This window comes from Micromonospora sp. NPDC127501 (assembly GCF_040302185.1).
GTDB lineage: Bacteria > Actinomycetota > Actinomycetes > Mycobacteriales > Micromonosporaceae > Micromonospora.
In genome coordinates, this window is the sequence record NZ_JBEORJ010000008.1 from 206,246 (window position 1) to 218,498 (window position 12,253).

At 72.8% G+C, this 12,253-nt stretch carries 9 protein-coding genes; 2 read left to right on the forward strand and 7 right to left on the reverse strand.

The window, feature by feature from the left end; all coding sequences use genetic code 11:
* Positions 1-16: 16 nt before the first annotated feature.
* Genes ABTW72_RS20105 through ABTW72_RS20120 form a run of 4 tightly spaced genes read right to left on the reverse strand, consistent with a single transcriptional unit; the run spans position 17 to position 4,903 of the window.
* Positions 17-922, reverse strand: a complete 906-nt coding sequence (locus ABTW72_RS20105; RefSeq protein ID WP_350860811.1) for a siderophore-interacting protein — start codon at positions 920-922, stop codon at positions 17-19.
* A 27-nt stretch (positions 923-949) separates the two neighbouring features.
* Positions 950-3,049: an iron ABC transporter permease gene (locus ABTW72_RS20110; protein WP_350860999.1), complete on the reverse strand. Its 2,100-nt coding sequence runs from the start codon at positions 3,047-3,049 to the stop codon at positions 950-952.
* 5 nt (positions 3,050-3,054) lie between these two features.
* Positions 3,055-4,038, reverse strand: coding sequence for an ABC transporter substrate-binding protein (locus tag ABTW72_RS20115; protein WP_350860813.1), 984 nt, complete (start codon positions 4,036-4,038; stop codon positions 3,055-3,057).
* 31 nt (positions 4,039-4,069) lie between these two features.
* Complete coding sequence (locus ABTW72_RS20120) at positions 4,070-4,903, reverse strand: ABC transporter ATP-binding protein (RefSeq protein WP_091406882.1); 834 nt, start codon at positions 4,901-4,903, stop codon at positions 4,070-4,072.
* 113 nt (positions 4,904-5,016) lie between these two features.
* Between ABTW72_RS20120 and ABTW72_RS20125 the strand changes: the two genes are divergently transcribed.
* The gene (locus ABTW72_RS20125; RefSeq protein WP_350860815.1) at positions 5,017-8,199 is read left to right on the forward strand and encodes an ATP-binding protein; all 3,183 of its coding nucleotides are present in this window, start codon (positions 5,017-5,019) and stop codon (positions 8,197-8,199) included.
* Between the two features lies 1 nt (position 8,200).
* On the opposite strand, the gene ABTW72_RS20130 is transcribed toward ABTW72_RS20125, so the two are convergent.
* Together ABTW72_RS20130 and ABTW72_RS20135 are read right to left on the reverse strand one after the other, a co-directional pair.
* Entirely contained in the window at positions 8,201-9,028 is an 828-nt protein-coding gene (locus tag ABTW72_RS20130; RefSeq protein WP_350860817.1) for an ABC transporter permease, read from the reverse strand.
* Positions 9,025-10,005: an ATP-binding cassette domain-containing protein gene (locus ABTW72_RS20135; protein WP_350860819.1), complete on the reverse strand. Its 981-nt coding sequence runs from the start codon at positions 10,003-10,005 to the stop codon at positions 9,025-9,027. The genes ABTW72_RS20130 and ABTW72_RS20135 overlap by 4 nt, the downstream gene beginning before the upstream one ends.
* Positions 10,006-10,301: 296 nt before the next feature.
* Here ABTW72_RS20135 and ABTW72_RS20140 point away from each other — a divergent pair, with 296 nt between their 5' ends.
* Positions 10,302-11,243, forward strand: coding sequence for a hypothetical protein (locus tag ABTW72_RS20140; RefSeq protein WP_350860821.1), 942 nt, complete (start codon positions 10,302-10,304; stop codon positions 11,241-11,243).
* 180 nt (positions 11,244-11,423) lie between these two features.
* Here the strand turns inward: ABTW72_RS20140 and ABTW72_RS20145 are convergent, their stop codons facing one another.
* Entirely contained in the window at positions 11,424-12,227 is an 804-nt protein-coding gene (locus ABTW72_RS20145) for a class I SAM-dependent methyltransferase (protein ID WP_350860823.1), read from the reverse strand.
* Positions 12,228-12,253 lie beyond the last annotated feature (26 nt).

A 12,253-nucleotide genomic window follows, 5' to 3' on the forward strand; every position in this document is an offset into this window, starting at 1 on the left:
GCGCCTCGCGGCGCTGTCAGGCGGCGTCGGCGTGGCCGAGACGCCAGTAGCCCATGAAGGCCACCGCCCGCCGGTCCAGACCCCGCTCGGCGACCAGGTGCCGGCGCAGGTTACGGATGACGCCGGCCTCCCCGGCCAGCCACGCGTAGAGCGGCGTCGAGGCCACCTGCTCGGGCACCTCCCACAGGATCTCGGTGTCCACGTCGACGTCCGGCACGGGCTGGGCGGCCGTCGACGCGCCGGGGGCCAGCAGTTCCCCGGCCGCCGCGACGACGGCGGGCACCAGCCGGCTGCCGTACCCGTCGGCGCCCCGGGCCAGCCAGCGGACCTCGACGCCAGGCGGCGCGAGCAGCGGCAGCACGTCGGCGGCGTCGGGCACCTCCAGCACGACAGTGCCCCGGGCGTCGAGGGGAAGCCGCTCGCAGATGCTGCTGATCGCCGGCACGGCGGTCTCGTCCCCGGCCAGCAACAGCGTGCCGCCGGTGGACGGTCGAAACTCGACCCCGCCGTGGTTGCCGTCGAAGCCGGCATCCGGCCCGACCAGGGCGATCTCGTCGCCGACGCTGGCCCGCCGAGCCCAGCGCGTCGCCGGGCCACTGTCGCCGTGCAACACCAGGTCGACGTCGACCTCGGCCAGGTGCGGCCGCACCGCCCGCACCGTGTAGGTGCGTATCGGGTTGCGCAGGTGCTCGGGCAGGGCCCGCCACGTCGCGTACCAGTCCGCGCCGTCCGGCAGGGTCGCCCGGTCCTGACCGGGCAGCGGCAGTGCCAGCTTGATCCGCTGGTCGTAACCGTTGTCGGCGAAGCGGTCCAGGTCCGCCCCGGTGAAGGTCACCCGGGTGAAGGACGGGCTCAGGCGGCGTACCGCGCTGACGGTGACGGCGAACACGCGCCACGGGGCGATGGGCAGGGTCTCGGTCATGGTGCCTCTCTCGACTCGGGCCGGCGTCTACCGGGTGGTGCTCGCCACGGCGCGGGAGCGCCACAGCAGCCAGACGAAGTACGGGGTGCCGATCATGGCGGTGACCAGGCCGGCGGGGATCTGGGCCGGAGCGATGACCGTCCGACCGAGGGTGTCGGCGAGGCTGACCAGCGCCGCGCCGAGCAGGGCGGCCACCGGGAGCACCCGGGAGTGCCGGCCGCCGACGAGCGCCCGCGCGGCGTGCGGGGCGACCAGACCGACGAAACCGATGACCCCGACGGCCGAGACGGCGGTGGAGGTGAGCAGCGCCGCCGCGCCGAGCGCGATCAACCGGGTGCGTTCCAGTCGGACGCCCAGCACCCGGGGGGTGTCGTCGTCCAGCGCCATCAGATCGAGTTCCCGGCGGGCGGCGACCACAGCCGGGGTGAGCACCAGCAGGGCGATCAGCACCGGCAGCACCTGGGTGGGCATCCGGCCGTAGGTGGAGCCGGACAGCCAGGTCAACGCCTTCCCGGTGTTCCACGGATCGAAGGCCACGACCAGGTAGGTGATGACCGCCATGCCGCCCTGCCAGGCGCCGAAACCGATCAGCACCAGTCGGTCGGAGCTCAGTCCGCCGCGCCAGGCCAGGCCGTAGACCAGGGCGAACGCCAGCATCGCGCCGAGCCCGGCGACGCCGGAGACGGCCCACACCCCGGCCAGCGGCACGAAGGTGAGCAGGGAGACGGCGCCGAGCCCGGCGCCGGCGGTGATGCCGAGGATGCCGGGTTCGGCCAGCGGATTGCGGCAGACCGCCTGCACTGTGGTGCCGGCGACCGCGAGCGCCGCGCCGGCCAGGACCGCTGCGGCGACGCGCGGCCACCGCTGGTCCAGCACAAAGGTGTACGCGGGCCCGGTGGTGCCGTTGACCCAGTTGACGACGTCACCGAGCAGCACCCAGGTGTCACCGGCGAGCATGCCGACCGCCACGGCGCAGACGGTCAGGACGGCGGTGACGGCGACGACGCCGCGGTGGAAGGCGGCGGAGCGGACGGCCGCGTGCCCTCCGGGCGGACGACGGGTGGGGCCGGCGTCGCGGTGCCGGCGGGCCAGCCAGATGAGGATCGCCGCGCCGAACAGGGTGGTGACCACGCCGGTGGGGATGTCGACCCCGGCCTGCCCGCCCATCACGGCCCGCAGCAGCACGTCGGAGCCGAGCACGATGACGACGCCGGCGATGCCGGACAACGGCAGCAGGATGCGGTGCCGGTGCACGCCCGGCACCACGGGGGCGAGGAGCCGGACGATCACCGGTGCGCACAGGCCGACGAAGCCGACCGGGCCGGTGAGGGTGACGGCCGCCGCGGAGAGCAGCACGGCCAGCACCATGACGGTGAGCCGGGTGCGCCGCACGTCGAGGCCGAGCACTGTGGCGGTGTCGTCGCCGAGGGCGAGGATGTCGAGGCGGTGCCCGAGCAGCACGAGCACGATGGTGGCGCCGACGATCACCGGGGCGAGTTGGGTCAGCGCGGTCAGGTCGCTCTGCACCAGCGAGCCGTTCCCCCAGGCGAACAGCCCGATGGTGGCCTGCTCGAACAGGAGCAGCAGCAGGGTGGTCACCGACCCGAGAGCCAGCGCGGTCGCCGAGCCGGCGAGGATCAGCCGGGTGGTGCCGGCCTGCCCACCGGAGGACATCGCCATCACCAGGCCGGCGGCGGCCAGCCCGCCGCAGAAGGCGAGGCCGCCGGCGGGCAGCGCGGGCAGCGAGACGCCGAACGCGGCGACGGCGACGATCGCCAGGTGGGCGCCGGCGTTGACCGCGAGGGTGTCGGGGGAGGCGAGCGGGTTGCGGGCGATCGACTGCAACGCCGCCCCGGCGAACCCGAGCGCCACGCCGATGGCGAGCCCGGCGAGCAGCCGGGGCAGCCGGGACGCGATCAGGACGCGGGCCGCCTCGTCGTCCGAGCCGGTCGCGAGCCGCAGCAGGTCGAGGGCGCCGACGTTCGAGGTGCCCTGGGTGAGGTGCACCGCGCCGACCACGAGCAGCAGCAGGATCGCGGCGACGAAGACGACGGCGACGCGGGGCACGGCCTGGCGTCCGCCCGGAGCCGACCGGGTGGCCGGCTCCGGGCGCGGGGGCGCGTTCAGCACGCTCACACCGTGTACGTCTTGACGAGTTCGTCGATGTACTGCTTGCCGGAGAGCGGACCGCCGAAGGTCCAGATGCCGTTGGGCATCTTGTGCAGGTTGCCCTTCTGCACGAAGGGCAGCGACTTCCAGATGGCGTTGCCGGCGAGACCGTCGGCGAACACGTCGTCGCCGTCGGAGGCGTTGTAGAAGAGGTGCGTGTTGGGGTCCTTGAGGACTGTCATGCCCTCGACGTCGGTCTGGCCCAGGCCCCACACGTCATCGGTCTTGCCGGTCCAGGCGTTGGTGAGGCCGAGCTGGATGCCGATCTGGGAGACCAGCGAGCCCTTGCCGAACATCCGGATGCTGACGGTGCTGCCCTCCTTCCAGCCGTCGGCGATGGCGAACGGACGGCCGGCGGCACCCGCGTCGGCGATCTTCTTCCTGCCGTCGGCGATGGCCGCGTCGAAGTCGGCGAGCAGTTTCTCCGCCTCGGTGGTCTTGCCGACCGCCTTCGCGATCATGTTGAGGTCGGTGCGCATCCGGCCGAGGTTGTCGGCGGCGTCACTGCCCTTGGCGACCACCACGGGCACGAACTTCTCCAGCTGACTGACCATGTTGGCGCCCCGGTCGTCCTCCATCACGACGAGGTCGGGCTGGAGGGCGACGATCGCGTCGACGCTGGGCTCGCCGCGGACCCCGACGTCCTTGACGCTCGGGTCGAGTTTCGCGGAGGTGACCCAGGTGCCGTAGCCCTTGGGGTCGGCGACACCGACGGGCATGACGCCCAGGCTGACCAGCAGCTCGACCTCGCCCCACTCAAGCCCGACGACCTTGGTCGCCGGCGTCTTGAGGGTGATCTCCTTGCCCCGGCTGTCGGTAACGGTGACCGGGCCACCGGCCGCCGAGGCGGAGGTGTCGGGGGCCGCGGCGTTCTCGGTGGTGCCGCAGGCGCCGAGCGTCAGCGCGGCCACGACGGCGATGAGGGCGGTGAAACGGGTACGAGTCATGACGGTCTTTCTCTGCTGTGGATGGGGGTGCTCAAACCAGGGCGCGGATCTGGTGCCGCCCGACCGGGCGGGTGGTGACCAGTCCGCTGAGCGGATCGGTGGTCACCTCGATGCGGATCCCGTAGGTCTCGGTGAGGGCGTTCTCGGTGAACACCGTTGCCGGGGTGCCGGTGGCGCGGACCCGGCCCTGCTGCAACAGGACCACCTCGTCCGCCACGGCGGCTGCCTGGTTGAGGTCGTGCAGCACGACGCCGACGGCGACGCCGTGATCGTCCGCGAGGTCACGGACCAGGTCGAGGATCTCCACCTGGTATCGCAGGTCGAGGAACGTGGTGGGTTCGTCCAGGAGCAGAACCGGGGTGTCCTGGGCGAGGCAGGTGGCCAACCAGACCCGCTGCAACTCGCCTCCGGAGAGTTCGTCGACGGGACGATCGGCCATCGCGGCGACGCCGGTGACGTCCATGGCGCGTGCGATGGCGGCGGGGCCGTCCGGGTCCTCGGTGCGCCAGCGCCCCCGGTAGGGGTGGCGGCCGTAGCCGACGACGTCGCGGACGGTGACTCCGCTGGGCACCGGCCGGCTCTGGGCGAGCAGGGTGACCCGCCGGGCGAACTCCCGGGCCGCGAGGCTGGCGGCCGTGACGCCGTCGGCGAGGTGCACGATTCCGGCCTCGATCGGGTGCAGCCGGGCCAGGGCCCGCAGCAGGGTGGACTTGCCGCTGCCGTTGGGCCCGACCAGTGCGGTCACGGCACCCGCGCGGAGGTTGATCACGGCACCGTGCACCACCGGCACACCGTGATAACCCAGACGGAGGTCGACGCCGGACAGGCTGCGCTCCCCGTTGACCGACGCCAACTCGTTCTGCATGAGGTTAGGCTAACCTAACCAAACGACGTCGTGTCAAGTCGGTCGTGGGGCCGTGACCGGCCTGGCGGACCGGTGGTCGTCGGGTCCGTGCGCGCGTGGGGGATGCTGGGTCCGTGCAGATCGCGACCCTCGGCCCACTCGCCGTCGACGGCCAGCCCGTTCGGGGTGAACGGCTCGCGGCGGTGCTCCGCGCGCTCGTCGACGCGCGGGGGCGGGCGGTCTCCGTGAACCTGCTCGTGGACGCGGTCTGGGACGGGGTGCCACCCGACGACGCGACCGGCGCCGTCCAGGCGCTCGTGTCCCGGGTGCGCCGTCTCGGGCTGCCAGTGGTCGCGGTGCCGGGCGGATACCGGCTGCCCGCCGAGGAGATCACCGTCGACGCGGTCGAGGCGCGCGCGCTCGTCGATCAGGCGGGCACCGTGCTCCGGTGCGGTGACGTCCGTGCCGCCCGGGGCCTGGCCGATCAGGCGCGGGCCCTGTTCCCCGAGGTGCCGGAGTTGGTCAGCGCCGAGGACACCCGCCTGTTCGCGGAGGTCGCCGCGCTGCGCGCGCAGGCGGCACTCGCCGGCGTGGGCACGTTCGACGAGGTCGACCTGGGCCGACTCGTCGCACGGACACCGCCGGACGAGCCGTCCGCCGCCCTGCTCGTCCGGGTGCTTGCCGCGCAGGGACGGGAGGCGGAGGCGTTGGAGGTGGTCGAGCGGCTGCGCGCCGACCTGGCCGACCGCTACGGCACCGACCCGTCGCCCGTGATCACGGGCGTCCACCTGGCGTTGCTGCGCGGTGAACTCACCGCACCGCCCGCCGCGGCGCCGCCGCCTCGGCAGCAGGCGCGGATCACGCTGCCCGCCGCGTGGCGCCGCCCCATGGCCGGCCTCGTTGGACGGGAGCGGGACGTCAAGGCCGTCACCGACGCGCTCGCCGAGACACCCGTCGTGACGATCGTGGCGACCGGCGGGGCGGGCAAGACCCGGCTCGCCGCCGAGGTCGCCAGGCGTACGGCGGCGGGTGGGCAGGCGGTACGCGTGATCGAACTCGCCGGTCTGCGCTCGCCCGACGAGGTGCTGCCCACGGTGCTCGCCGCGCTCGGCGGCGCGGACACCACGGCGACCGGCGGCAACCTGGGTCTGGAGCGGCGGGTCCTCAGCCCCGAGGAGCGGCTGCGCGCCGTGGCGCCGGACCTGGACGGGCTGGTGGTGCTGGACAACTGCGAGCACGTGCTCGACGCGGTGGCCGTCGTCGTCGCCGACCTGGTCGCGGCGGCCTCGCCGGAGGTCGCGGTGCTCGCGACGAGCCGCGCCCCACTGGGCCTCGTCGGCGAGCTGGTGCACCGGCTGACAGCGTTGCCGGACGCCGACGCGCTCGCTCTGGTCGAGTCCCGGGCACGGGCCGGTGGTGCCGTATCGACCTGGGACACCGAGCGGGCGCTCGCCCTGTGCCACCGGCTCGACAACCTGCCGTTGGCCCTCGAACTGGCCGCCGCACGGCTGCGGCACATGCCGATCGACGACGTGCTCGCCGGGCTGACCGACCGGTTCGCGCTGCTCGACGACGCCCTGCGCGGCCTGCCCGAGCGCCACGCGAGCCTGTGGGCGCTGGTGGACTGGAGCAGGGAACTGCTCGCCGAGGCCGACCGCGACCTGCTCCAGCGGGTCGCGGTCATTCCCGCGCCGTTCACCGCGGACCTCGCCGCCGCCGTCGCGCAGGTCCCGGACGTCCGTCGCGGCCTGGCTACCCTCGTCGAACAGTCCCTGTTGACCCTTGTCGAGGGGGACGGTCCGCCGCGCTACCGCATGCTCGAAACGGTCCGCGAGTACGGCGAGGCCCGGCTGGACGCGGCCGGTGCCCGGGATCAGGCCATGGCCGGCCTGGTCAGGTGGGCGCGGGAGCAGGCCGTCGCGCTGGCCGGCCGCTTCATCGGCGCCGGCCAGGTCGAGGCGCTGCACCGTTGCGCCGCCGAGCAGGACAATCTGGTCGCGGGCCTGCGGTGGGCAATGGGTGCGGACGACGAGGCCGCCGCCGTCGACGTCGCCACCGCCCTGTTCCACCTCTGGTCGGTGCGGGGCCTGCACCTGGAGGTCCTCGCCTGGGCGCGCGGGCTGCTGCACATCGACGACCCGCAGCGGCGGCTGCGGTCGGCGATCCTGCGCGGCGCGGCCAGCGGTCGGCCACTGCCCAACGCCGACCGGCTGGCCTGGATGTGCGTGGTGGTCAGCGTGAACGCCGGCGTCAGCGCCGATCTGCGGCCGGCCGTGCTCGCCCGGCGGGCGCTGCGGACGCTTCAGACCGAACGTCCCGGCGAGGTGTCGTCCCGGATGACCGCTCTCGCGTCGGCGCTGCCCGGCTTCGACGCGTCCGATCTGGAGCAGAGCCTGAAGAGCGCGACCGAGATGGTCGTGCACCCGGACCCGTACGTGCAGGGGTTGGGGCTGTTCGCGCGCGCGGCGGTACGGGAGAACGGCGGCCTGCCGGAAGCGTCGATCAGCGACGCCGAGCAGGCTTACCACCGCTTCGAGGCCGCCGGCGACCACTGGGGCATGGCGATGGCGGCGGGTGCGGTCGGGCAGTTCCTGGTCCCGGGCGGGGATGCCCGGTCGGCGGAGTGGCTGACCCGCAGCGTCCGGCACATGGAGCTGGTCGGCGCCACGCAGGACGCGCGGTCGATCCGGGTACGGCTGGACGTGCAGCTCGCCCTGACCGGCGACGCGGAGGCGGAGCGGCGACTGGGCGAGACGGCCGCGCTGGGCCAGGCCGAGCAGATCGACGCCGCGCAGGCGCTGCTCGGCCTGGCGCACCTCGCCTGGCAGCGTGAGCGGTACGACGAGGCGCTCGCCTACGCCGACGAGGTGACGAGCGTCCTCGCCGGCTGGGTCGGACCGCAGCCACAGCCGCGCGTGATGCTCCGGGCCACGGCGGCGATCATCTACCTGCGCGTCGCCCAGGTTGGGCGGGTGTCGGGCACCGACGCCACCATCCAGGCGGCGGCGATGCTGTCGCTCGCCCGTGAGGATGCGCTGACGTCACGGGACCTGCCGGTGATCGGGGCGTGGGCGTCGGGCGGCGCGGAGCTCGCGGCGTACCGGGGTGACGTCGACGCCGCCCGCGAACTGGCCGTACTCGCGAAGCGGATCGGCACCCAGATCGAGATGTTCTTCCCCTTTGAAAACGGCGAACGGCTCAACGCCATCCTCGGGAACGAGGAGCAGCGTGAGCCGTTGCTGGCCGCGTGGCGCGAGCGGCCACCCGCCGCGGCCGTGAGCCGGATCCGCGAGCTGATGGACGACCTGCTCGCCTGACTCAGATCTTCTTGCGGTACGCCCGCAGCGCCAGCGGCATGAACACCGCAACGAAGCCGGCGCACCAGGCGAGCGTCCACCACACGTGGTTGTCCAGTGGGGTGCCGAGGAACAGCCCGCGCACCGACGCCACCAGGTGGGTCATCGGGTTGACGTCCACGAACGCCTGCATCCAGCCGGGCAGGGTGTTGGCGCCGACGAACACGTTGGACGCGAAGCTCAGCGGCATGATCAACGCGAACATCACACCCTGCACGGCACCCGCGGTCCGCACCTTCATCGACACCAGCACCGGCAGCCAGCTCAGGCAGAGCGCGAACAGCACCGCGAGCAGACACCCGGCGATCGCCCGGAACGGGTCGGTGTCGATCCGGAAACCCATCACGTAGCCGATCGCGAGCGTCGACACGGTGACGATGACGTACCGGACGACATCACCGAGGACCGCGCCGACCAGCGGTGCGGAGCGGGGGATCGGCAACGACCGGAACCGGTCGAAGATGCCCTTGGCGATGTCGGTGTTGAGGTTGACGCCGATCGCGATGGCGCCGGTCGCGATCGTCTGCGCCAGGATGCCGGGCAGCAGGAACTGCAGGTAGTCGTGGGTCGATCCGGCGACGGCCCCGCCGAAGACGTACACGAAGATGATCAGGAACAGCACCGGTTGCAGGGTGACGTCGATGAGCGCCTCGGGCGTACGCCAGGTCTTGATGAGGCTGCGCTTGGCGAGCGCCAACGAATGCCGGACCAGCCGGAACGGCCGAGGGTTCGGCGCGGAGTTCGACAGCGCGCGGCTTCTCGTGGGCGCTGTGTCGGTCAGAGTGCTCATGCCGCGACCTCCGAGGGGCGGGTGGTGTCGTCTTCTGATGCCGTACGCCCGGTGAGGGTGAAGAACACCTCGTCGAGGCTCGGCAGGTGCAGGGAGAGTTCGGTGACCGCGATGCCGGCCGTGGCGAACCGCGCGACGCTCTCGGTCAGGGCCGCGTCGTCGGTGACCGGCACCGCGAGCACGCCCTTGCGGATCTCGTCGGCCTGCCCGCCGGAACCGACCTGGGTCAGGATCTCCGCGGTGCGGGGCAGCTGGGCCGGATCGGAGGGCCGGACCTCAAGGGTCTGCCCGCCGACCACCCGCTTGAGCCCTTCGGGGGTGTCGTGCGCGATGACCCGGCCGTGGTCGATCACCGTGATCGCGTCGGCGAGCGCGTCGGCCTCCTCCAGGTACTGGGTGGTGAGCAGCACCGTCGAGCCGTTGTTGACCAGGGAACGGACGACGTCCCACATGTCCTCGCGTTTGGCCGGGTCGAGCCCGGTCGTCGGCTCGTCCAGGAAGATCACGTCGGGGGAGCCGACGAGGCTGGCGGCCAGGTCCAGCCGTCGCCGCATGCCGCCGGAGTAGGTCTTGGCCGGACGGTTCGCCGCATCGGTCAGGTCGAACCAGTCAAGCAGTTCGGCGGCCCGTCGCCGGGCTCCGGCGCGCCCCAGCTCCAGCAGGGTGCCGAACAGCTCCAGGTTCTGCCGCCCGGTCAGGTCCTCGTCGACCGAGGCGTACTGGCCGGTGAGGCCGATACTCTGCCGAACTCGTTCGGCGTCCCGTACCACGTCGAAACCGCTGATTCGGGCGGTCCCGCCGTCCGGGGTGAGCAGGGTGGAGAGGATGCGCACGGCGGTGGTCTTGCCGGCGCCGTTGGGGCCGAGTACCCCGAGCACCGTCCCACGGGGTACGGCGAGGTCCACGCCCTGAAGCGCCCTCGTCTTCCCAAACGTCTTCACGAGGCCCTCGGCCTCGATCACCAGGTCAGCTGTCATGCGCCGAGTCTGCGCGGGCCCGCTGACACCGCTCCGACACGCCACCGACACGGGCTGACACGGGCTGACACCGGGGGCCGAGAGGGAGGGCGGCCAGGGTGTGCACATCCGCACCGGCGGTCGGCGTCACGATATGCTGGCCGCGGCAGAGCGCCTGCCAGCGCCCGATGTGGTGGCCCACGCCTGACCACATGCCTGGGGCCAAGAGTCTCCGACTCCGCGCCGATGTGTCGGCTCTCGGCGTGCCGGTCACGCCGCCCGTTCGGTGGAGTGCGTGGGGCTGCACCGGAGGCGTCATGTCTGATCCCATCCCCCGACGGATCCCGGCCCCGGGACGCGCCCGCAAGCGCGCCATCCGGGAGCATGCAGCCCGGGCTGGCGTCGCCTACTCGGAGGCGGCCCGGCAACTCGAGTCGGTCGGCCTCCGGCCCGGCGAAACCCTCGCCAGGTACGGGCGGACGATCTATCCGGTCGGGTTCGACCCGCATCGCCAGCTGCTCGTCGAACGCCGTGAGCGGCGGTCGTTCGAGGAGCGGGTGTCGGACACCAGGCGAGCCGCTGTCCTGCCTCATGGCCGCGCGCAGCACCTCGTCGAGCGGTTCCCGCCCAGCCGTGGGCGTACCGGCAGCGGGGTGGGCTCGCTCTATCACGGCGAGGGCCGCGAGGAACTGCTCGCGATGCTGTACATCGTGGTCGTGGCCGAGTCGCCAGGGTTGCTGCCCGAGGTGGGGGACCTCGCCTGGATCGCGGAACTCGGCGAGGACACGGCGCTCGACACGGCCTGCGCCGACATCGACCGCGGAGCCCGCCGCCTGCTCGACCAGGAGCCACTGGCCCTCTGGTCGAGCATCCAGAAGTCGCTGACGATCGCCGAACGCATCGTGGAGGGGCAGGTCCGTCAGGAGGCGATCCGGCAGACCGCACTGTTGGGCACCATGATGACGCCGCGTCTGGGATACGCGGGTGAGCCGTACGTTCCGGGGTTGCCTGTCGCCGGTGCCCGGCAGATCCTCGACGCGCTGCTCATCGTCGCCGACGACGGACACGCACCGGGCACCCGGGTACGCCTGCTCACGCAGCCGCACGATGCACCGTCGGCCACGATCATCGGTGCCCGGTGGGACTCGTCCGGTCCGCCGGTGGGCTATCTCGTGTGGCTCGACGGGGCGACGGCGCCGCTGTCGGCCCGCCCCGACGACCTGATTGTCCTGGCCGGCCAGGAGTCGCTTCCTCGGTGAGCGAGGGCCCGGACCGGCCTGCTGACAGCCACGACGGACACGGGCCGGCCGGGCTCCCTTGCGGGGAGCCCGGCCGGTGCGGTCGGCGCCGTCGTAGAGCTGTCCGGAGCGCAGCCGGGGGGTGCTGCGGCGGGAGAGGTACGGGCGGCGCGACCGCGCTCCGCGCGGTGGTCCACCTGCTCAGCTCGGTAGGCGGCCCCGCGTGGAGACGAAGTGGTACGACATGACGGCGAACCCGGGGTCACGGAGCAGCCGTCGGAAGGCGTGCAGTTGTTGGGGCGACAGCCCGGCCGCCAGCAGGTCCGGTTCCAACTGGCGGGAGTTGGTCTCGTAGAGCGACGTTCCGGTCGACCCGCCGGCCCAGCTCTGCGAGTGGGTGATGGTGTCCAGGTCGGTCAGACCGGCGAGGGCCATCTCGGTGTGTACGTCCTGCGCCCATCCCAGGTCGGCGCCGTGGTCCTCCAGGACACCCATCATGGCGTCCATGACCTGCGCGAAGAGCTTCGCGGCGTCGTCGGTCGGGGCGGTCAGGACCCGCTGCGGCGCGGTGCAGTCGAACTCCTCGACCACCAGCCACCCGCCGGGCGCCAGCGCGCCGGTGAGCGTGCGCAGGACCCGTCGTCGATCGGGGAGGTGCAGCAGCACCAGGCGGGCGTGGATCAGGTCGAACGCGTCCCCGGGGGGCGGTTCGGTGCGCACGTCGTGCTGGCGTACGTGCAGGTTGCCGTCGGCCACGAGGTGTGTGGGGTCGATGTCGGTGGCCAGCACGTGTCCGTCGTCGCCGACCGCGCGGGCCATCCGCCGGGCCATCGAGCCGCCACCGGCCCCGACCTCCCAGCAGGTCGCGCCCGGCGCCAGCACCGGGCGGGCCAGCCGACGTGTCGTGATCGGATCCAGGAAGGACTCCAGAGCGTGCATCTGGGGAACGGCGTCCGGTGCGCCGTTGTCGAACGTGTACGTGTCATCGCTCGTAGCGGTTGTCATCGGTGTCTACCTCTCCGTGAATGGTC